The following is a 21,091-nucleotide window of genomic DNA, read 5'->3' as shown; positions in this document are numbered from 1 at the left end:
GACGGAAACCCCGCCGTGCTCGCGTCCTGACGCCGGGCCGCGCAACGGAAGCCGGGGCCCTGCTACCTGGCGTGCCGCGCCTGCCCCAAGGCCTCCTGAAAGGCGTCCCACGCGGCGAGGGTGAGGAGGAGGACGGGGCCGTCCAGCCGCTTGGAGTCGCGGACGGCGACGGTGTGGGGGACGTTGCGGGCCACTTCGACGCACTCGCGCTCAGCCGTGCTGTAACTGGACTTGACGAACTGGAACCTGGTCACGCCTTCAATTCCTTAGCAATGCTGTCGATGAACTGAGCCGAATCGTGCGGCGACAGACTCACCTTCATCACGTGGTTGAACAGCGCGACGAACTCGGCACTTTCCTCTGCGTGCTCCACCCAGATCGTGGACCGCGGAGTGTCCATGTGTACAACATCGACCGCTTCGTTTTCCCCGAACGAAAGGATGTTGAAGGGGCCGCTGCTCCCGGGGTTCGCCCCCACACGGAAGGGCAGCACTTGGATGTGGACGTTGGGTCGTTCCGCGAGCTGACTCAGATGAGCCAACTGCCGGGCCATGACTCCGGGCCCACCCACCAGATGCCGAAGGGTGGCTTCCCAGAGCACCGCGTGGATACGGAGAGGCACCTCGTCGTAGAGCCTTTGCTGACGTTTGGCGCGCGCAGTGACGACGTCTTCGATCCGGTCGATATCCTCCTCGGGCAACTGAGCCACGCACAGTGCGCGCGTGTACTCAGCTGTCTGGAACAGCCCCGGTACAAGTGCCACCTGCCACTGCCTGACCTTGATGGCCGCATCCTCCATGGCAATGTATTCCACCTGCGTGGCAAGGGTTGGCGTGTCGTTCCACCAGCCCTTTACCCTGCGTCGGTCGCGGTCCGTCTTCGCGAGTTCGAGGAGACCGGCTAGCACCTCGTCGTCCGTCATGTCGTACAACTGGCACAGCGCCCGGATATCCGGATCACGCACCGGAACCCAACCGCTCTCCATCTTGACGACTTTGGTCGCAGTCGCACTCAGATACTGAGCCGCTTGCTGCTGTGTCATGTGCGCAGCCACGCGAAGCCGTTGCAGTTCTCCGCCAAGGCGCCGACCGAGCACAGTCGAGGCCCGGCCACTCCTCTTGCCGGTCCCAGATTCCTGCATGGCGACCTCCAACCCATCGCGCTCAGTCTGCCAGGGATCTCGCTCCCGGCCGACCCATTCGCTCGATCGGGGAATATATTCCCTACACCGCTTGAGCGCAGGCCACATGTGCCGCTACGTTCGGCACCAAGCCGCTCACCCAGCGGCACCGCCCGGCGGAAGTGCACCGTCCTGCCCTGCGCCCGAACCGGCGCCCCGCAGGACCGGCATAGCCACCGCCCCCTCACCCGAGAGGCACGCGTCCATGACCGCAGCCCAGGAGAAGGCCCCCGCACCCGCCCCCGAGCCCGTCCTCCAGGAGGACCGGCTCGACTACACGCCCACCGCGCGCAGCGTCCACCTCTGCCGGCGCCGGGCCGTGCGGCTGGTGACCGAGTGGGGGTATCCGAACCAAGTCACAGAAGTCGCGCTACTGGTAAGCGAGTTGGCGACCAACGCCTTACTGCACGGCTCCGTGCGCGGACGGCTTTTCCGCGTTCACCTCATCCTCACGGCCACCACCCTCCGCATCGAGGTCAGCGACCCTCGCGGCGAGCGGCTGCCGGCTGTGCGCCAGGCGGAGGACGACGACTGCTACGGGCGCGGGCTGCTCATCGTCGACCGGCTCGCCGACCGCTGGGGCGTCGAGCCGCGCACCGTCGGCAAGACCGTCTTCGCCGAACTCGCGCTGCGAAGGCGGTCGGACGTCGAAGTCTCAGCCAGGAACGTCCCGTAGCCCGGAAAGGCAGCGGGCCCGCGCACACTTCGCACGGGCCCACCTCACACACGTACCGCACAGCGGCTGCGCCGGTCAGCCGCCCTGGCCGGCGCTGCCGATCGGGCCGACCAGCACCTGGTCACCGTTGCCGCTGTCCCCCGCAGGCAGCGAGCTCTTGCCCGGCCAGTCGAGGGTGACCGACTTCGTCTCGTTCGGCGGGGTCACCACAAGACCCGTGATGCGCACGCCGGAGCCACCCGTCTCGTTGAGCGGGTAGCTGACGTTGAAGTCGATCTCCTTACCGTTCTTGAGGGTGTACGGGTCGGCGGGGTCGCCCTTACGCGTGGCGGAGATCGTCCCCGCGTTCGTCTTCAGGTCGACGCCCGCGAACCCGGAGATCACGCAGTCCGCGCCGCTGGTGTTCGTCAGCCCCACCGCGACGCTGCCACCGTGGTCGCCGTCGATGAAGGTGTCCAGCGCCGTGATCTTCAGACCGTCGGTGGTGCACTTGCCGCCCTTGGCGTCGGAGCCGCTCCCGCTCCCGCCGGAGGCCGACCCGGCGGAGTCCGGGGCGGGTGACTCCTTACCACCGTCCTGGTCCGTACCGCCCGAGTCCGAGCCGCCGCCGGAGGAGGAAGCGGCGGACGCGGACGACCCGGACGACGGGGCGGCCTGCCCGACGGCGTCGTCGTCGTCGTTCTGGCAGGCCGTGAGCGAGAGACCAGCAGCAAGCGCCAGGGCCGCGAAGGTGAGTTTACGAGCGCGCATGGTTTCGTCCTCAGCATCGGTTGGTCAGTACCGGCCCACTCGGTACGGGTCGGTACCAGCGAGCGCTTCTGATCAACAGGACCTGCCGGAGGGGCTCGGTCGTTCCGCCCAACCACCGGCTAATGCATGGCTGTTACAAGCGCGCTGAGCCGGGACGGACCGGCGGGCGCGGGCAGAGAGCGCGATCGGCCCCTGTTGAGCGCGTTGCCCCGATACGGTGCGAGGCCAGATCATGACCGATGGCGCGGGTTCAAGAAGGTCGGCGCACGCGCCGCCCGGTGTCAGCCACGCAACGCCAGGAAGAGCTGGTAACCGGTGAACCCAAGTCCGCCGCAGGCCATACCCAGGCCGACGACTGATATCAGCGCCATCATGACCTGGCCGTAGAGAGGCTGGCGGGCGGAGGCGCGGCTGGGGTCGCGTGGGTCGTAGCTGAGCTCCAGCTGCTGCCCGCCGGCCGACTCCCGGAAGAAGTGCAACCCGCCCTCGTGGTCCGCGTACCGGTACACCTTCGTGCTGTCGGTGTAATGGTCGAGTTCGGCCATCACCGTAATGCCGTGCCTGGAGAGGCGCAGCCCGTCGTACAAGCCGCGTCCCAACGTCAGCGCCATGAACGCTCCCGTGCAGGCGAAGAGCTGGAAGAACGGCAGTACGACCACCCACCCCGGCCCCCGGAGCGCACCGACCGTCGCATCGACCGCGGCGAAGACGGCGATCAAGGCGACGACGAGAAGGCGTCTCGACGGCTTCCGGGAATGTTCTTCAGAGACTTCGGCGATCAGGTCTCGGCCGTCGACACGCGGTCCTTCGGCCGCTCTCTCGGGCAGGCGGGCCCGCACAGCGGCGGAGAACGTGTCCACGGCGGCGGCGCTGGCATGGTGGACCCCGTACACGTCGGCGGGGCGGTCGGACTCTGTGGTCGTCAGCATGACCTCGAACGAGCGGTCGAGGCTGCGGACCGCTTCGATGGCCTCCAGCGGAATCCGTATCACCCGCCCGCCCTGTTCCCACTGCACATAGTCGAACCCGTCCCCGAAGCGGGCGGTGGCGCTGCTGCCTCGCAGCACGAGGGAGGGGAGGCCAGGCATCGTCGTCATGTGCGTGTGACAGCTGAGATCAACAAACGGTTGCGCACCACCACCGGGGCAGGCGCACGCCACCGACTCCGGACGTACTCAGTGCCATGAAAGAGGTGGGCCCGCGCAACACCTCGCGCGGGCCCACCTCACACACCTGCCGCCGGGGCGACTACGCCCAGGTGATCAGCCGCTTGGGCTGTTCCAGGATCGCGGCGACGTCCGCCAGCACCTTGGAGCCCAGCTCGCCGTCGACCAGGCGGTGGTCGAAGGAGAGGGCCAGCGTGGTGACCTGGCGGGGCTTCACCTTGCCCTTGTGGACCCACGGCTGGAGCTTGATCGCGCCGACAGCGAGGATCGCGGACTCGCCGGGGTTGAGGATCGGCGTGCCCGTGTCGACGCCGAAGACGCCGACGTTGGTGATCGTCACCGTGCCGCCCGCCATCGCGGCCGGGGACGTCTTGCCCTCGCGGGCCGTGGAGACCAGCTCGCCCAGGGACGCGGCCAGCTCAGGGAGCGTCTGCTCGTGCGCGTCCTTGATGTTCGGCACGATCAGGCCGCGCGGGGTGGCGGCCGCGATGCCCAGGTTCACGTAGTGCTTCTGCACGATCTCCTGGTTCGCCTCGTCCCAGGCCGCGTTGACCCCGGGGTGGCGCTTGATCGCGACCAGGAGGGCCTTGGCGATGATCAGGAGCGGATTGACCCGCACCCCGGCCATCTCCTTGTCCTCCTTCAGCTCCGCGACCAGCTTCATCGTGCGCGTCACGTCGACCGTCACGAACTCGGTCACGTGCGGCGCCGTGAACGCGCTGGTGACCATCGCCTGCGCGATGGCCTTCCGTACGCCCTTGACGGGGATACGGGTCTCGCGCGCACCCATCGAGGCGACCACGGCCGGGGCCGGGGCGGATGCCGGAACGGATGCCGGAGTGGGGATCTGCGCCTGCACCGGCTCGGGGGCCGGGGCCTGCGCCGGGGTCGCCGCCGCGTGCACGTCCTCGCGGGTGATGACGCCGCCCTCGCCGGTCGGGCTGACCGTCGCCAGGTCGATGCCCAGGTCCTTCGCCAGCTTGCGCACCGGCGGCTTCGCCAGCGGCCGGGTCCCGGCGACAGGGGGCGCAGTGGGCACGGCGGCGGTGCCGTGACCGTTCATCTCGCCCTGGATCGCGGCGGACGCGGCGGCCGGCGGACCGGTCTCCGTGCCCTTGCGGGCGCGCCGCTTCGTGGAGGACTCGGCCACGCCGTAGCCGACCAGGACGGGCGTACGGCCCTTCGGGGCCTCGGCCTCCGGCTCGGCGGCGGCAGGCGCGGGAACCTCAGCCGCCGGAGCAGGAGCCGCGTCGCCGCTGCCCGGTGCCACGTCCACGACGATGATCACCTGGCCGACGTCCACGGTCGTGCCCTCGCCGAAGCGCAGCTCGTGCACCACCCCGTCGAAGGGGATCGGCAGCTCCACGGCCGCCTTCGCGGTCTCGACCTCGCAGACGACCTGGCCGTCGGTGACGGTGTCGCCGGGCTGGACGAACCACTTGAGGATCTCGGCCTCGGTCAGGCCCTCGCCCACGTCGGGCATCTTGAACTCGCGGAAGCGAGCGGCGTTCGCAGTTTCGGTCATCGTTGTCACGCCCCAGTCCTCAGTACGCCAGCGAGCGGTCGACGGCGTCGAGCACACGGTCGAGACCCGGCAGGTACTCGTCCTCCAGCCGGGCCGGCGGGTACGGGACGTGGTAGCCGCCGACCCGCAGCACGGGCGCCTCCAGGTGGTAGAAGCACCGCTCCGTGATGCGTGCGGCGATCTCCGCGCCGGAGCCGTAGAACACCGGCGCCTCGTGCACCACGACCAGCCGGCGGGTCTTCTCCACCGAGGCCTGGATGGCGTCGAAGTCGATCGGGGACATCGAACGCAGGTCCACGACCTCGACCGACTTGCCCTCCTCCTGGGCGGCCGCGGCGGCCTCCAGGCAGACCTTCACCATCGGGCCGTAGGCGACCAGCGTGAGGTCCGTGCCGGTGCGGGCGACGGACGCCCGGTGCAGCCCGCCCGGGATGGACTCGGTGTCCAGCTCGCCCTTGTCCCAGTAGCGGCGCTTCGGCTCGAAGAAGATGACCGGGTCATCGCTCTGCACGGCCTGCTGCATCATCCAGTACGCGTCCGACGCGTTGGACGGGGAGACCACCTTCAACCCCGCGACGTGCGCGAACAGCGCCTCGGGCGACTCGCTGTGGTGCTCGACCGCGCCGATGCCGCCGCCGTAGGGAATCCGTACGACGACCGGGAGCTTGATCTTGCCGAGCGAGCGGGCGTGCATCTTCGCGAGCTGCGTGACGATCTGGTCGTACGCGGGGAAGACGAAGCCGTCGAACTGGATCTCCACGACCGGCCGGTAGCCGCGCAGCGCCAGGCCGATCGCCGTACCGACGATGCCGGACTCGGCGAGCGGGGTGTCGATGACACGGCCCTCGCCGAAGTCCTTCTGGAGGCCGTCGGTGATCCGGAAGACGCCGCCGAGCTTTCCGACGTCCTCACCCATGATGAGGACCTTGGGGTCGGTGTCGAGGGCCTTGCGCAGCGACTCGTTGAGCGCCTTCGCGATGGACATCTTTTCCATGGCCATGGCTACTTGCCCTCCTCGGCGAACGATGCCTGGTAGGCGGCGAACTGGGCGCGCTCCTCGTCGACGAGGGCGCTCCCGTCGGCGTAGGCGTGGTCGAAGATCGCCATCCGGTCCGGTTGCGGCATGGACCGTACCGCCTCACGTACTCGCTTGCCGAGGGTCTCGCTCTCCTCGTCGAGGCCGGTGAAGAACGCCTCGTCGGCGGCGCCCTCGTTCTCCAGGTACGTGCGCAGGCGCAGGATCGGGTCCTTGGCCTCCCAGGAGGCGCGCTCCTCGTCGGCCCGGTACTTCGTCGGGTCGTCGGAGGTGGTGTGCGCGCCCATCCGGTAGGTGAACGCCTCCACGAGGGTGGGGCCCTCGCCGCGGCGGGCCCGCTCCAGGGCGGAGCGGGTGACGGCCAGGCAGGCCAGCACGTCGTTGCCGTCGACCCGGACGCCGGGGAAGCCGAAGCCCTGGGCGCGCTGGTAGAGCGGCACCCGGGTCTGCCTCTCGGTCGGCTCCGAGATCGCCCACTGGTTGTTCTGGCAGAAGAACACGACCGGCGCGTTGTAGACCGCGGAGAAGGTGAAGGCCTCGGCCACGTCGCCCTGGCTGGAGGCGCCGTCACCGAAGTACGCGATCACGGCCGAGTCCGCGCCGTCCTTGGCGACGCCCATGGCGTAGCCGGTGGCGTGCAGGGTCTGCGAGCCGATGACGATCGTGTAGAGGTGGAAGTTGTTGGTGTTCGGGTCCCAGCCGCCGTGGTTCACACCGCGGAACATCCCGAGCAGATTGGTCGGGTCGACGCCCCGGCACCAGGCCACACCGTGTTCGCGGTAGGTCGGGAAGACGTAGTCGTCGTCGCGCAGGGCCCGGCCGGAGCCGATCTGGGCGGCCTCCTGGCCGAGCAGCGAGGCCCACAGGCCCAGCTCGCCCTGGCGCTGGAGGGCGGTCGCCTCGGCGTCGAAGCGGCGGGTGAGGACCATGTCCCGGTACAGGGCGCGCAGCTCGTCCGCGCTCAGGTCGATCGAGTAGTCCGGGTGCTCGACGCGTTCGCCCTCGGGCGTCAGCAGCTGTACGAGTTCGGGTCCGGAAGTCCCCGGTGTCTTCGCGGGCGTCTTCGCGGCGCTGGTCCGCTTGCTGCTGCGTCGCGGTTTACGCGCGGCAGCAGTGCTCTCCACGGTCACGTGCGTGCTCCTCCGTCGGTCCGGCCCCCGGGGTCTGCCGGGAGACCAGTGCGGCTCGCCTGTGTCCGTACCCGTGCACGGGGTGGGGTGCCGCTCGGTCCGGGAACAGGCGTGACAGGTGCCCCGGCGAGCGCCCTGTTATTAGGCACGTTACCCAGTGCCTCGCGTAACTGCGAAACCCTATCTGACCTGCGATTTTGCTTGGATATCCAAGTAAATCGAAGAATTCGGGAACTCTCGCTGGTCACAGCACTGGTAACAGCCTTGCAGGCTGCCGGAACAACGGCACGTTATCCCGCCGGACAGCGGCAGGGAAGGGGTGAGTGTGTGAGACTGCGTTTGTGCGCAAAGAAGGAAAAATCACGGTTTTCCTGCTGGATGACCACGAAGTCGTCCGCCGCGGAGTTCATGAGCTGCTCTCGGTGGAGGACGACATCGAGGTGGTCGGCGAGGCCGGTACCGCCCAGGACGCGCTGGTCCGCATCCCGGCGACCCGGCCCGATGTCGCCGTCCTCGATGTACGGCTGCCGGACGGCAGCGGGGTGGAGGTCTGCCGCGAGATCCGGTCCCAGGACGAGTCCATCAACTGCCTGATGCTGACCTCGTACGCCGATGACGAGGCACTTTTCGACGCGATCATGGCGGGCGCCTCCGGATACGTGCTCAAGGCGATCCGGGGCAACGAGCTGCTGAGCGCCGTACGGGACGTGGCGGCCGGGAAGTCGCTGCTCGACCCGGTGGCGACCGCGCGGGTGCTGGAGCGGCTGCGCGACGGCAAGAAGGGCCGCGGCGACGACAAACTCGCCGGTCTCACCGACCAGGAACGCAAAATCCTGGATCTGATCGGCGAGGGGCTGACGAACCGGGTGATCGGGGAGCGGCTGCATCTCGCGGAGAAGACGATCAAGAATTACGTCTCCAGCCTGCTGTCCAAACTCGGCATGGAGCGCCGTTCGCAGGCCGCCGCCTATGTCGCACGGCTCCAGGCCGAAAAGCGCTGAGCCGGCGCCCGGCACCCGGGGCGCCGATTCGGGACTTTGGTCCCCCGGCGCCCGGGGCCGCGGCCTCTTATTACGTGCTCAGCGGTGACGCACAGTGGAGGTCATGTCCACCGAGGAAGAACTCCACGCGATCGACCTGCTCGGCCGGGTCCCCTACGGCCGGCTGGCGACGAGCATGAGGGCCCTTCCGTTCCTGACGGTGGCCCGTCACATCGTGATCGACGGCCGGGTCGTCCTGCGGATGCACGGCGGCCTCGGCTACCACGACGCCTGCAACGGCACCGTCGTCGCGTACGGGGCGGACAACTTCAACGTGGCCGCCGCGGTCGGCAGCCGGGATCTGTGGTCCGTGGAGTTCACCGGGCCCGCCCGGACCGTCGAGCCGACCTGTGCCCAGCGAGAACTCTTCGGTCCCGCCCCCGTCGAGGTGAACGGGGAGCCCTTCACCCCGGCCTTCCTGCGGCTCGACCCGCATTTCGTCAAGGTGCACACTCTGGACTTCCACGCAACTCGTCACAGCCTGCAACACAGCGTGATCTAACATCTGGCGAGTGCCGCGCTCATCTGTAACCCTTACGCCTGTTCCCCCGGTCCGCGAAGTGCTCCGCCGCTACCCGCACGCAGGTGAGCCGCTCACCTGCGAACCCCTGGACCAGGGACTGCTCAACCACGGATACCGGGTCTCCACCACCCGGGGCTCCTACTTCCTCAAGCACCATCTGGACGACTCGACCGGCGACCGCGCCACGATCGTCCGCCAGCACCGCGCCACCCAGCGCCTCCAGTCACTGGGAGTGCCCGTCGCCCCGCCCATCGAGGACACCGAGGGCGGCACCGTCACCGAGATCGGCGGCCGCTGCTACGCCCTGCACCCCTGGGTCGACGGGCTGCACCGGGCCGGCGCCCAGCTCACCGTGGCCCAGTCGGTACGTCTCGGGGCGCTCCTCGGAGCCGTACACACAGGTCTTGAGCAGGTGATGGAGGCGGGCGCCGGGGGTGCGGGCAGGCCGCCCGGCCATGCGAGCCCGGACCCGGCCGACACCTTCGCGCTGATCGACGAGCTGCTGGCCGCCGCGCGCGGCCGGCGGCCCAGGGACGCCTTCGACGAACTGGCCGAGCACCGGCTCCTGGAGCGGCGCACCCTGCTGGACCAGCACGCGGACAGCCGCCCGCCCGCGCCCGGGGTGCCGGCGACCGGGTGGGTGCACGGCGACTTCCACCCGCTGAACGTGCTCTACCGCGGCGCCGACCCGGTGGCGATCCTCGACTGGGACCGCCTCGACGTGCAGCCCAGGGCGGAGGAGGCGGTACGGGCCGCCGCGATCTTCTTCGTCCAGCCAGCCGGTGAGCTGGAGCTGACGAAGGTACGGGCCTACGCGCGCGCCTACCGGCGGGCGGCCGGGGCCGGGGCCGCCGAACTGGCCGCCGCGGTGCACCGGGTGTGGTGGGAGCGGCTCAACGACTTCTGGATACTGCGCTGGCGGTACTGCCTGAACGACCGGAGGGCCGACCCGCAGTTCCCTGCGGTGTCGGCCCTGGCGGTGTGGTGGACCCGTGAGTACGACGCGGTGCGCGAGGCCTTCACGGGGTGAGGCGGTCGTTTACGGGGTGGTGCCCACCGGGCCCTCGGCGGTGCCGGCGCTGGCACCGTCCGCGGTGCCGCCCGGCTCGCCGCCCGCTCCGCCGGCCGGCGTCGTGCCGCCGTCCTGTTCGCCGTTCGCACCGCCGTCGGCTGTCGTACCACCCGTGTCGGTGCCCGTGCTGCTACTGCTGCCGGTGCCGCCGTCCGCCGCAGCGCCGCCCGCGTCGGTGCTCGCGCCGCCGTCCGTCGTGGTGCCCGAGTCGGTGTCCGACGGGGTGGGCGTGGGCGGGTCGTTCGTCTCGCTCGGCGTGACCGGCTTGGAGTACGTGGGCTTGCGCGGCGTCTCCTGCTGGTCGCCGGAGGAGTTGCCGGGCTGCTCGGTGTCCTGGGTCTGCTCCTCGGTCGGCGAGGGCGAACTCTTCGTCGGGGAGGGGGAGCTGGACGTCGGCGTCGGGTCCTTCTTGGGCGTCTCGCCGTCGCCCTTCGTCGCGTTCAGCGCGATGGCGACGCCCGCGCCGATGGCGATCAGTGCCAGCACGACGAACAGCCACAGCTTGCCCCGGCCCCGGCCGCCGCCGGCCTGGTGGCTGCCGTTGCCGTCGTAGCCGTTGTACCCGCCGTCGTCGGGGTTCATCGGCGGCAGGATCGGGCCCTGCGAGGTGTCCCCGTGCTGCGGGTGCCCCATCGCGCGGGTGGCGCCGGTCATGCCTCGGGGCGGGGTGGCCCCGCCCTCGTTCAGCACGACCGGGCCGGTGTTCCACGTACCGGTGTGGCCGCCCTGGACCTGGAGCATCTGCAGGCTGTACTGGACCAGCCCGCGCATCTCCTCGGCGCTCTGGAACCGGTCGTCCGGGTCCTTCGCCAACGAGCGCATGACAAGCCCGTCCAGCTCCGGCGGCACCGCACCGTTCGAGATCTCCGACGGCGGAACCGGAATGTCCTGAACGTGCTGGTACACGACGGAGAGCGGCGTCTCACCCGTGAACGGGGGCCGCAGCGCGAGGAGTTCGTACAGCAGGCAGCCGGTGGCGTACAGGTCGGAGCGGTGGTCGACGGCCTTGCCCAGCGCCTGCTCGGGGGAGAGGTACTGCGGCGTGCCCATGACCATGCCGGTCTGGGTCATCGTCGACTGCGCGCCGTGCAGCGCACGGGCGATGCCGAAGTCCATCACCTTGACCGCGCCGGAGTGCGTGATGATCACGTTGGCGGGCTTGATGTCGCGGTGCACGATGCCGTGCTGGTGCGAGTAGGCGAGCGCCTCCAGCACCCCGGAGACAATGATCAACGCCTGCTCCGGAGGCGGCGGATCGGCATTGAGCAGCAGGTCACGGATGGTGTGACCCTCGACGATCTCCATCACGATGTACGGGACCGTCTGCCCGCCGACGGTGTCCTCGCCGGAGTCGTACACCGCCACGACCGCGTGGTGGTTGAGCCCCGCGACCGACTGGGCCTCGCGCGTGAACCGGGCCTTGGAGACCGGGTCCTCCGCGAGATCGGAGCGCAGCAGCTTCACCGCGACCGTACGTCCGAGCCGGACGTCCTCGGCCGCGAAGACCTCGGCCATACCGCCCCGGCCGAGCCGGTGGGTCAGCCGGTAACGCCCGTCGCCGACAACACCGCCGATACCCCAGGAGTCGGTGCCATCCGGAACTCCGCCGCCGTTTGCTTCGGGTTCGGGTGCCATCAGTCCTCGCCGTCGTTTCTGTCCGCGCGTCCGCGGGTTCTCACGGTGTTTGAGGCCCTTCGTCCGAAAGGCCCCTGCTGCATCGCCACGTCACGCCGCATTGCCACGTCACGCTACAGGCTTCGTCGGACACACCGATTTCGAGAGGGACCGGCCATCCAACCGGCTGACGAGCCGCCCGCGCAAATTACATGCGGTTCCTGTAACGCTTCCGAGACGCTTCTTGTGCGTAGGGTCACGGAACGGGCACCTGGCTTGACGTGTCGTACCCCTCGGGCAGACTTGGCCCGTAATACGGATCTTCGCGTGAGTCGCGCGCCCGAGGGGGAAGTCAAGTCATGAGCCAGGACGGCGCACAAGGGGCCCAGGGTCGCTACGCGGGCGGTTCGGTCGCCGGCGGCCGCTACCAGCTGCGTGACCTGCTCGGCGAAGGCGGGATGGCGTCCGTATATCTGGCGTACGACTCCGCGCTGGACCGGCAGGTCGCGATCAAGACGCTGCACACGGAACTCGGGCGCGAGCAGTCCTTCCGCGAGCGGTTCCGGCGCGAGGCGCAGGCCGTCGCGAAGCTCCAGCACACCAACATCGTCTCCGTCTTCGACACCGGCGAGGACGAGCTCGGTGGCGCGCTGATGCCGTACATCGTCATGGAGTACGTCGAGGGGCAGCCGCTCGGCTCCGTGCTCCAGGCGGACATCCGCAGCTACGGTGCGATGCCCGCCGACAAGGCGCTCAAGGTGACGGCCGACGTGCTGGCCGCCCTGGACACCAGTCACGAAATGGGCCTGGTCCACCGCGACATCAAGCCGGGCAACGTCATGGTGACCAAGCGCGGCATCGTGAAGGTCATGGACTTCGGTATCGCCCGCGCCATGCAGTCCGGCGTGACGTCGATGACGCAGACCGGCATGGTCGTCGGCACCCCGCAGTACCTCTCCCCCGAACAGGCCCTGGGCCGAGGGGTGGACGCCCGCTCCGACCTGTACTCGGTCGGCATCATGCTGTTCCAGCTGCTGACCGGCCGGATCCCGTTCGACGCCGACTCGCCCCTCGCCATCGCGTACGCGCATGTGCAGGAGGAGCCGGTCGCGCCGTCCACCATCAACCGGTCGGTCACCCCGGCGATGGACGCGCTCGTCGCCCGCGCGCTGAAGAAGAACCCGAACGAGCGCTTCCCGAGCGCCGCCGCGATGCAGGACGAGATCACCCGGGTGCTGAGCGCCGGCGGGCAGACGGGCGCCCCGGTCATCGTCTCCGGTGCCGGCGCACCGGCCAACAGCGGTTCCGGTGTCGGTTCGGCCGTCTTCCCACCGGTCGACCAGTCCACCCCGGCTCCGCAGAACGTCCAGACGCCGTACCAGCCCGGCCCGTACCAGTCGCAGCAGCAGCCCGGCCCCTACGGTCCGCCGACGCCCGCGCCCTCGTACGGCTACCCCCAGTCGGCCCCGGCGTACCAGAGCCAGGCGCAGATGTCGCCGATGCAGCAGACCCCGCCGCCGTACTCGATGTCGGCGCAGACGACCAGCACTCCCTCGGGCGGTGGCGGTTCCAAGCGGAACGTTCCGGTGATCGTGGGCTCGATCGTGGTGGCCCTGATCGCGATCGGCGGCCTGATCACGGTGCTCTCGATGAAGGGCGACAAGGGCGACGACAAGCCCACGGCGAGCGATTCGCAGCCGGCCGCCGATCACAAGGATCCGGAGCGGAACCGGACGATGGACACCGACGACTGCACGGACGCCATCGAGGACAGCGACGACCCGAACAAGGTCGACGCCCCGAGCTTCCTCTACAAGGACATCATCTCCGCCCGGCAGTGCGCGGACGCGGCCGGCTGGACGATCAAGCAGATCAAGGTGCCGGGCAACGCCTACGCGGAGGACCAGGTCGTCGACCAGTTCCCCACCTCCGGGACCGCGGTGCCCAAGACCGGCGCCCACTTCGAGCTCCGCATCGCTACCGGGGACCCGGCGTAACACCCGCCGGGCAGGCGGATCCTGCGTAGCCCTCTGAGCCGGCGGATCCTGCATAGCAACCTCTGAGCCGGCGGGTGCCTGCGTAGCACCCTCTGGGCCGGCGGGTGCTGCTCGGCAGGCGGCTTCGGTGCGGGGTTCGGTCATGGGTTTCGTGGGCCGGTGGCGGCCGGGCCATCCGTCCGCACTACCCGAGATGCCGGACATATCGTCACATGTGACGCTGGCCACATGGTTTCAGGACGCTTCCCCTCGCGGCCCTCACGGTGCGCGGCCTGCCTCGCACTGACGGCGGCCGCCGCCCTGGCGGGCCTGACGTCCGGGGAGGCGCGGGCCGCGGCGGCCGTGGCCGGGGAGCCTTCCGTGACCGCGAGCGCGCCTTCTGTCGTACCAGGACCGGCGGGTGCCGTGCCCGGACCCTCCGATGTCGCGCCGGGACCGGCCGGGGCGTCGTCCGGCCCGTCGGCGGGCTCGTCGCCCGGGGCCCCGGCGGACCCCGCGTCGGGCGTGACGCCTTCCGCGACGCCCACCGTGCCGCCTCCGGAGGACCCTGCCGGCCCGCAAGGACCCGGCACAACCGCCGGCCCCTCGGCCGCGCCCGCACCTCCCGCGTCCCTGCCGACCGGGCCCCCCGGCGCCCCGCCCGACACCTCCGGACCGCCCTCGCCGAGCGCCGGATCGCCGCGACCGCACGACGAGCGGTCACCGCTGGCCGGACTGCCCGCCGGGGAGGGGCGGCAGCGTCCCGGACGGCCACTGACGCCCCAGGAGATCGAGCGCTCGGACGACGCGGTCGAAGCCGAGGAGGAGCAGTCCGCCGCGACGGACCCCGCCGCCGTGCCGGCCGTCACCCCCGACGCGAGCACCTCGCCCGCGGCGGACCGGCCGCAGGCCCTCGACGGACGGGCCGCACGACAGGTCCAGGAGATGTCGCTCGGCGTGGGAATCTGCCTGGTCGGGCTGGGTATCGGCTTCCTCGCACTGCGCATGCGCCGCGCCGACTGACCGCCGCGCCCGGACCACTCCACCCCCTTCACACCAGGTCACAGACTTGCGTTCAGCAACATACTCGGTATACATACTCAGTATGTCGATCCGTCACGGGCTGCTGGCCCTCCTGGAACGGGGGCCGCGCTACGGCTCCCAGCTCCGCACCGAATTCGAGTCCCGCACCGGCTCCACCTGGCCGCTGAACGTCGGGCAGGTGTACACGACGCTGAGCAGGCTGGAGCGTGACGGCCTGGTCGCGCAGGACGGCGAGGACGACCAGGGGCACTCCCTGTACTCGATCAGCGACGAGGGGCGCAGCGAGCTCCGCAGCTGGTTCGAGACCCCCGTCGACCGCAGCAACCCGCCCCGCGACGAGCTGGCCATCAAGCTCGCCATGGCCGTCGGCGCGCCCGGCGTGGACATCAGGGCCGTCATCCAGTCGCAGCGCCACCACACCGTGAAGGCGATGCAGGACTACACGCGCCTCAAGGCCCAGGCCCTCATCGACGAGCCCGCCAACCGCGACGAGGTCGCCTGGCTGCTCGTACTGGAACAGCTGATCTTCCAGGCCGAGGCGGAGGCCCGCTGGCTGGACCACTGCGAGGCCCGGCTGGTCCGGCTCGCCGAGGCCGCCGCCACGGAGCCGGAGACCGGCACGCCCGCCCCCGGCCCCGCCGCCCGCGCCACCCGGCCCCGCGCCCGCCGCTGAGCCACAACCCGGCCACCACGTCACGGCGTCACCGCGTCACCGCGTCACCGACCACAGAACCGTTCGTTCCGAGGGGGAACCACCCGTCATGTCACCACACGCCCCGTCCCCAGCCGCTCCGCCCCTGTCGGTGGACGCGCCGGTGCTCGAACTCCGCTCACTCACCCGTACCCACGGCACCGGCATCGCCGAGGTGCACGCCCTGCGCGGCATCAACCTGTCCGTGCACGCCGGCGAGCTCGTCGCCGTGATGGGCCCTTCCGGCTCGGGCAAGTCCACCCTGCTGACCATCGCCGGCGGCCTGGACACCGCGACCTCGGGCCAGGTCGTCATCGAGGGCCAGGACATCTCCTCGCTCGGCCGCAAGGGTGTGGCCGCACTGCGCCGCCGCAGCGTCGGCTACGTCTTCCAGGACTACAACCTCATCCCCGCGCTGACCGCCGCCGAGAACATCGCCCTGCCGCGTGAGCTCGACGGCGTCCCGGTGCGCAAGGCGCGCAAGGAGGCCCGCGCCGCACTGGAGGAGATGAAGCTCCTGGAGATCGGCGACCGTTTCCCCGACGAGATGTCCGGCGGCCAGCAGCAGCGCGTCGCGATAGCCCGGGCGCTGGTGGGGGACCGGCGCCTGGTGCTCGCCGACGAACCGACCGGGGCGCTCGACTCCGAGACCGGCGAGGCCGTCCTCGCGCTGCTGCGCAACCGCTGCGACCAGGGCGCGGCCGGTGTGATGGTGACGCACGAACCGCGCTACGCCGCCTGGGCGGACCGGGTCGTCTTCCTGCGGGACGGCTCGATCGTCGACCAGACGCTGAGCGTCGGCGCGGACTCGCTGCTCGCCGCCGGGGGCAAGGCGTGAGCGTCTTCACGGGGTGGCGCGCCGCCCTCCGGATCGCCAGGCGCGACGCCCTGCGCGCCAAGGGCCGCAGCGCGCTGGTGGTCGCGATGATCGCCGTTCCGGTGCTCGGCGTCACCGCGCTCGACGTGACGTACCGCAGCGTGGAGCCCACGGCCGCCGAGGAGCTGGCGGCGCAGGTCGGCTCGGCCGACGCGCTGTTAAGGGACCCGGAGGCCGGTCCGCTGGACCAGTCGGTCAGCGGGGACGACTACAACCCCCTCAGCGAGGACCCGCCGGCGCCCGAGGCCACACCCGCACTCGACCTGCGCACCGCGTTCCCGAAGGGGGCGCGCGGCATCAGCATCCAGTCGGTGCCCGCTCACGTCACGACCGGGTACGGCGTCGCCGACGCCGACATCTTCGAGCTCCGGACCTCGGACGGGATGGCGCGCGGCAAGCTCGACCTCGTCGACGGCGCGTTCCCGAAGAACAGCGGCGAGATGGTCGCCACCGAGCCGTTCCTGAAGTCGGCCGGACTGCACATCGGCTCGCACGTCACCGTGCACGGGCCGGAGCGGAAGTACACCGTCACGGGCACCGTCGAGGAACCGGACAACCTGTCGTTCAAGGCCCTGTACGCCGACCCGGGCGCGGTCATCGCGCCGTGGAAGGCCGTCGCCGCCCGCGACAAGAAGGTGCTGCCCCCGAACGCCGGCGCGCTGACCTGGCTGGTGAAGGCGGACAACGGCAAGGGCGTCAGCTGGTCCGACGTGATGGCCGCCAACAAGAAGGGCGCCGTCGTCGTCTCCCGGCAGGTCGTCCTGGACCCGCCGCCGGACTCCGAGGTCCCGCTGATCAAGAAGCGCGGCACCAGCCAGATGCCCGAGAACTCCGATGAGCTGAGCGCGGCCCTCATCACGATCGTCGCGATGGCGGTCCTGGAGATCGTCCTGCTCGCCGGACCGGCCTTCGCCGTCGGCGCGCGCCGCTCCCGCCGTCAGCTCGGCCTCCTCGGCACCTGCGGCGGGGACCGGCGCCACGTACGGGCCGTGGTCCTCTCCGGCGGTCTGGTGCTCGGCGGCGCCGGAGCCGTAGTGGGCGTGGTGGCCGGACTCGCACTCACCGCCTTGTTCCGGCCACTGCTGGAGGAGCAGGCCGGGCACCGCTTCGGCTCGCTCGCCCTGGAGCCGAAGGAACTGCTGGCCATCGCCGTGATCGGGATGATCACCGGGGTGCTCGCGGCGCTGGCCCCGGCGATCGTGGCGGGCCGCCAGTCCGTACTGGAGTCGCTCACCGGACACCGCGGGGTCCGGCGCAGCTCGCGGGTCCTGCCGAGCGTGGGCGCCGGCGCCCTGGTCATCGGCGTCGGGATCGCCATCGTGGGCGGCACCACCGGCAACTCGACGGCGGTCGCCGCCGGTTCGGTGGTCGCCGAGCTGGGGCTCCTGTGCTGCATCCCGGTGATCGTCGGGGTGCTCGGCCGGCTGGGCCGCGCACTGCCGCTCTCGCCCCGGATGGCGCTGCGCGACGCGGCCCGCAACCGCGGCAGGACCGCTCCGGCGGTCGCGGCGGTCATGGCCGCGGTGGCGGGCTCGGTGGCCATCGCCACGTTCGTGTCCAGCAAGGATGCCGAGGGGGAGTACGACTACACACCGATGTTCAGCGCGACGTCGGTCGCCCTGTACGCCTCGGACGAGGGCGACTCCACGGCCGCCGAGCAGCTCCTGCCGGCCCAGGCGGCGGTGGAGCGGAACATGAACACCACCAGCGATCCGGCCCGGATCTCCCAGGTCTGGGCGGGCAGCGACTGCGGCACCTACTACGAGGACGAGAACAGCTGCGGCGCGCTCGAACTCGTCAAGCCCGCCGGCAAGGGTCATGCCTGCCCGCTCAACACCAAGGGCGCCAAGGAGCTCGCCCTGCGGATGAGCGACGAGGAGCACCGCAGCACGATGCACTCCCCCGAGTGCGTGGACGAGCGCTACACCATCGACACGTTCAACAGCGGCGGCAGCAACATCGTCGTGGGTGGCCCAGCGCTGCTCCGGACGTACGTGAAGCTCGACGACCCGGCCGCGGCCAAGGCGCTGGAGGCGGGCACCCCCGTCCTGCTCAACCGCGCGTACGCCAAGGACGGCGAGGTCACGCTCAAGGCGGTCCACCGGTACAGCGACAAGGACAAGAAGAACCGCGCCCTGCACCCCGGCCCGGCCCGGACGAGGACGGACCGGCTGAAGGTGTACACCGCCGACGCGAAGTACGCCGGGACGCCGGGGATCCGCATGATCATGCCGGAGAAGACGGCCCAGCGGCTGGGCCTGCACACCACCCTGTACGGCAGCATCTACTCCGTCTCCCGGCCGCCGACGGACGCCGAGACGCAGCGGACCGACGCCGCGATCCAGCAGGCCGGCGGAACCGTCTACGTGCGGTCCGGAACCGAACCCGGTGACCGCGAGAACATCATGCTGCTGGTGCTGACGCTGTTCGCCGGGGTGGTGACGGTGGGCGCGGCCGCGATCACGACCGGGCTGTCCAAGGCCGACGCGGAGGCCGACCTCACCACGCTCAGCGCGGTGGGCGCACCCCCGGGCGTGCGGCGGACCCTCTCCGGGTTCCAGTGCCTGGTGGTGGCGCTCACCGGGGTGCTGCTCGGCACGGCCGCCGGGCTGGTGCCCGCGGTGGCACTGCGCCTGATCGACCTGCGCAACGCGCTGAAGGAGATGCGGCTGGACCCGATGGAGTCCGCGTACACCCCGATCGTGCTGCCCTGGGCGACCATAGGGTTGCTCGCCGTGGTCGTCCCGCTGCTGGCCGGACTCCTGGCGGCGGTGTTCACCCGCTCCCGGCTGACGCTGTCACGGCGCGCGGGATGACCGGGCCGGAGGCTCCGGCAGCGCGCTGACCGGCTGTCCCGGCGTCGTTCCGGCGTCGTCCGGGTGTCGTTCCGGTGCCCTCGGAAACGGTGGATCTTACGTTTCCGGGGGCACCACAGTGTTGTACCGCAGGTGTGCGAGACAATGGACGACATGGAGATGCCGAGGAATGAACGGTCGCAGGAGCACCCCCAAGTCCTCGTGGTGGGACAGGACGGAATGGCGATCGGCGGCGGTGGCACTGACGACGAGTCGCGCGAGATCCCGGTGACGGAGATGGTCGAACAGCCCGCGAAGGTCATGCGCATCGGCAGCATGATCAAGCAGCTCCTGGAAGAGGTCAGGGCGGCTCCTCTCGACGAGGCGAGCCGAGTACGCCTCAAGGAGATCCACGCCAGCTCGGTGAAGGAGCTGGAGGACGGCCTCGCGCCGGAGCTGGTGGAGGAGCTGGAGCGCCTCTCGCTGCCGTTCACCGAGGAGTCGGTGCCCTCGGAGGCGGAACTCCGGATCGCGCAGGCCCAGTTGGTGGGCTGGCTGGAGGGCCTCTTCCACGGGATCCAGACAGCACTGTTCGCCCAGCAGATGGCGGCGCGCGCGCAGCTGGAGCAGATGCGCCGCGCCCTGCCTCCGGGCACTGTCCACGAGGAGGAGGAAGGCGGCGGGGACCCGCACGGAGCGATCCGCTCGGGCCCGTACCTGTAACCCCTGTCCGTACCGATCAGCCGGGCCGAAGCCCGACCAGCCAGGCCGAAGCCGAAGGGCCCGGCACACGACCTTTCGTGTGCCGGGCCCTTCGGCTTCGGCCTGGGACGGGGGGCGGGGTGGGTGGGTCAGGCAGCTGCGGGCGAGCGGAGGAGCACCTTGCCGATGTGCGTGCTGGACTCCATCACCCGGTGCCCTTCGGCCGCGTCCTGCATCGGCAGCGTACGGTCCACCACCGGCCGGACGACGCCGTCGGCCACGAGCGGCCAGACGTGCTCGCGTACGGCCGCGACGATCGCGGCCTTCTCCGCGAGCGGGCGCCCGCGCAGCGAGGTCGCGGTGACGGCCGCCCGCTTGGCCAGCAGGGCGCCCAGGTTCAGCTCGCCCTTGGCCCCGCCCTGGAGACCGATGATCGCGAGCCGGCCGTTCACGGCGAGCGCCTGCACGTTCCGGTCCAGGTACTTCGCGCCGATGATGTCGAGGATGACGTCGGCGCCCGCCCCGGCCGTCGCCGCGGCGACCTCCTCGACGAAGTCCTGCTCCCGGTAGTCGATCAGGATGTCGGCCCCGAGCTCGGCGCAGCGCGCCAGCTTCTCGGGCCCGCCCGCGGTCACCGCGACCCGGGCCCCGACCGCCTTGGCCAGCTGGATCGCCATCGTGCCGATGCCGCTGGACCCGCCGTGCACGAGCAGCGTCTCGGCGGGGCGCAGGTGCGCCACCATGAACACGTTGGACCACACGGTCGCGGTCACCTCGGGCAGCGCCGCGGCGAGGACGAGGTCCAGTCCCGCCGGTACGGGGAGCAGCTGCCCGACGGGGACGGCGACCTTCTCCGCGTAACCGCCGCCGGCCAGCAGCGCGCACACCTCGTCGCCGACCGACCAGCCGGTGACACCGGGACCGATGGCGGAGATCCGGCCCGCGCACTCCAGCCCCGGGTAGGGCGAGGCGCCTGGTGGCGGGTTGTAGAAGCCCTGCCGCTGGAGCACATCCGCACGGTTGACCGCGCTGGAGACGACGTCGACGAGGACCTCGCCCTCTCCGGGTACGGGATCGGGCACCTCGGCCCACACGAGCGCCTCGGGGCCACCGGGTTCGGGGATCGTGATCGCATGCATGGCCGCGAGGCTACTCCGTGCCGTGCCGAGGACCCCCGCGAGGCGCGGCCGGGCGGGGCGGCGGGACGCCGGAACTTCGGAACGGTGGAACGGCCGAACTGCTGGACTGCCGGACTGCTGGACTGCCGGACTGCTGGACTGCCGGGCGTATCGGC

19 protein-coding genes are annotated in these 21,091 nt (G+C 70.7%); 10 read left to right on the top strand and 9 right to left on the bottom strand.

What is annotated here, in order from left to right:
- Window positions 1-62 precede the first annotated feature (62 nt).
- Together ACGFU6_RS26460 and ACGFU6_RS26455 are read right to left on the bottom strand one after the other, a co-directional pair.
- The gene (locus ACGFU6_RS26460; RefSeq protein WP_393614404.1) at window positions 63-254 is read right to left on the bottom strand and encodes a DUF397 domain-containing protein; all 192 of its coding nucleotides are present in this window, start codon (window positions 252-254) and stop codon (window positions 63-65) included.
- The gene (locus ACGFU6_RS26455) at window positions 251-1,141 is read right to left on the bottom strand and encodes a helix-turn-helix domain-containing protein (protein WP_393614403.1); all 891 of its coding nucleotides are present in this window, start codon (window positions 1,139-1,141) and stop codon (window positions 251-253) included. The genes ACGFU6_RS26460 and ACGFU6_RS26455 overlap by 4 nt, the downstream gene beginning before the upstream one ends.
- Before the next feature lie 244 nt (window positions 1,142-1,385).
- Here ACGFU6_RS26455 and ACGFU6_RS26450 point away from each other — a divergent pair, with 244 nt between their 5' ends.
- Window positions 1,386-1,856 (top strand): ATP-binding protein, encoded by a 471-nt coding sequence (locus ACGFU6_RS26450; protein WP_393614402.1) that lies wholly within the window; start codon window positions 1,386-1,388, stop codon window positions 1,854-1,856.
- Window positions 1,857-1,931: 75 nt separating this feature from the next.
- On the opposite strand, the gene ACGFU6_RS26445 is transcribed toward ACGFU6_RS26450, so the two are convergent.
- The 5 genes from ACGFU6_RS26445 to pdhA all read right to left on the bottom strand — a co-directional run bounded on the left by ACGFU6_RS26445 (window position 1,932) and on the right by pdhA (window position 7,463).
- Entirely contained in the window at window positions 1,932-2,606 is a 675-nt protein-coding gene (locus ACGFU6_RS26445) for a DUF4232 domain-containing protein (protein WP_393614400.1), read from the bottom strand.
- Between the two features lie 281 nt (window positions 2,607-2,887).
- Window positions 2,888-3,703, bottom strand: a complete 816-nt coding sequence (locus tag ACGFU6_RS26440) for a DUF3592 domain-containing protein (RefSeq protein ID WP_393614398.1) — start codon at window positions 3,701-3,703, stop codon at window positions 2,888-2,890.
- A 151-nt stretch (window positions 3,704-3,854) separates the two neighbouring features.
- Window positions 3,855-5,306 (bottom strand): dihydrolipoamide acetyltransferase family protein, encoded by a 1,452-nt coding sequence (locus tag ACGFU6_RS26435; RefSeq protein WP_393614397.1) that lies wholly within the window; start codon window positions 5,304-5,306, stop codon window positions 3,855-3,857.
- Between the two features lie 10 nt (window positions 5,307-5,316).
- Window positions 5,317-6,297 carry an alpha-ketoacid dehydrogenase subunit beta gene (locus ACGFU6_RS26430; protein ID WP_393614395.1) on the bottom strand — a complete coding sequence of 327 codons (981 nt, stop codon included), beginning with the start codon at window positions 6,295-6,297 and terminating at the stop codon, window positions 5,317-5,319.
- A 2-nt stretch (window positions 6,298-6,299) separates the two neighbouring features.
- Window positions 6,300-7,463, bottom strand: coding sequence for a pyruvate dehydrogenase (acetyl-transferring) E1 component subunit alpha (gene pdhA, locus ACGFU6_RS26425; RefSeq protein WP_393614394.1), 1,164 nt, complete (start codon window positions 7,461-7,463; stop codon window positions 6,300-6,302).
- Window positions 7,464-7,804: 341 nt separating this feature from the next.
- Between pdhA and ACGFU6_RS26420 the strand changes: the two genes are divergently transcribed.
- The 3 genes from ACGFU6_RS26420 (at window position 7,805) to ACGFU6_RS26410 (ending at window position 10,056) form a co-directional block, all read left to right on the top strand.
- Window positions 7,805-8,464 carry a response regulator gene (locus tag ACGFU6_RS26420; protein ID WP_393614392.1) on the top strand — a complete coding sequence of 220 codons (660 nt, stop codon included), beginning with the start codon at window positions 7,805-7,807 and terminating at the stop codon, window positions 8,462-8,464.
- 103 nt (window positions 8,465-8,567) lie between these two features.
- On the top strand, window positions 8,568-9,005 hold the full coding sequence (locus ACGFU6_RS26415; RefSeq protein ID WP_393614390.1) for a pyridoxamine 5'-phosphate oxidase family protein: 438 nt from the start codon (window positions 8,568-8,570) through the stop codon (window positions 9,003-9,005).
- A 58-nt stretch (window positions 9,006-9,063) separates the two neighbouring features.
- Window positions 9,064-10,056: a phosphotransferase gene (locus ACGFU6_RS26410; RefSeq protein ID WP_393614388.1), complete on the top strand. Its 993-nt coding sequence runs from the start codon at window positions 9,064-9,066 to the stop codon at window positions 10,054-10,056.
- 9 nt (window positions 10,057-10,065) lie between these two features.
- Here the strand turns inward: ACGFU6_RS26410 and ACGFU6_RS26405 are convergent, their stop codons facing one another.
- A complete protein-coding gene (locus tag ACGFU6_RS26405; RefSeq protein ID WP_393614386.1) occupies window positions 10,066-11,733 on the bottom strand; it encodes a protein kinase in 1,668 nt (555 codons plus the stop codon).
- Between the two features lie 338 nt (window positions 11,734-12,071).
- On the opposite strand from ACGFU6_RS26405, the gene ACGFU6_RS26400 reads away from it, so the two are divergent.
- From ACGFU6_RS26400 to ACGFU6_RS26375, 6 genes are all read left to right on the top strand, one after another.
- Window positions 12,072-13,709: a protein kinase gene (locus tag ACGFU6_RS26400; protein ID WP_393614384.1), complete on the top strand. Its 1,638-nt coding sequence runs from the start codon at window positions 12,072-12,074 to the stop codon at window positions 13,707-13,709.
- A 228-nt stretch (window positions 13,710-13,937) separates the two neighbouring features.
- Entirely contained in the window at window positions 13,938-14,711 is a 774-nt protein-coding gene (locus ACGFU6_RS26395; protein WP_393614382.1) for a hypothetical protein, read from the top strand.
- A gap of 82 nt (window positions 14,712-14,793) precedes the next feature.
- The gene (locus ACGFU6_RS26390; protein WP_393614380.1) at window positions 14,794-15,405 is read left to right on the top strand and encodes a PadR family transcriptional regulator; all 612 of its coding nucleotides are present in this window, start codon (window positions 14,794-14,796) and stop codon (window positions 15,403-15,405) included.
- A gap of 88 nt (window positions 15,406-15,493) precedes the next feature.
- Window positions 15,494-16,261 carry an ABC transporter ATP-binding protein gene (locus ACGFU6_RS26385; protein WP_393614379.1) on the top strand — a complete coding sequence of 256 codons (768 nt, stop codon included), beginning with the start codon at window positions 15,494-15,496 and terminating at the stop codon, window positions 16,259-16,261.
- Window positions 16,258-19,116, top strand: coding sequence for an FtsX-like permease family protein (locus ACGFU6_RS26380; protein WP_393614378.1), 2,859 nt, complete (start codon window positions 16,258-16,260; stop codon window positions 19,114-19,116). The genes ACGFU6_RS26385 and ACGFU6_RS26380 overlap by 4 nt, the downstream gene beginning before the upstream one ends.
- Window positions 19,117-19,269: 153 nt before the next feature.
- Window positions 19,270-19,818: a bacterial proteasome activator family protein gene (locus ACGFU6_RS26375; RefSeq protein ID WP_073733723.1), complete on the top strand. Its 549-nt coding sequence runs from the start codon at window positions 19,270-19,272 to the stop codon at window positions 19,816-19,818.
- A 128-nt stretch (window positions 19,819-19,946) separates the two neighbouring features.
- Here ACGFU6_RS26375 and ACGFU6_RS26370 read toward each other — a convergent pair whose 3' ends face one another.
- Window positions 19,947-20,936, bottom strand: coding sequence for an NAD(P)H-quinone oxidoreductase (locus ACGFU6_RS26370; protein ID WP_393614376.1), 990 nt, complete (start codon window positions 20,934-20,936; stop codon window positions 19,947-19,949).
- Between the last annotated feature and the right edge of the window lie 155 nt (window positions 20,937-21,091).

The organism is Streptomyces sp. NPDC048462 (assembly GCF_043200175.1).
Lineage (GTDB): Bacteria > Actinomycetota > Actinomycetes > Streptomycetales > Streptomycetaceae > Streptomyces.
Note: the sequence above shows the minus strand (reverse complement) of the source record. Positions and strands in the feature narration are given on the sequence as shown.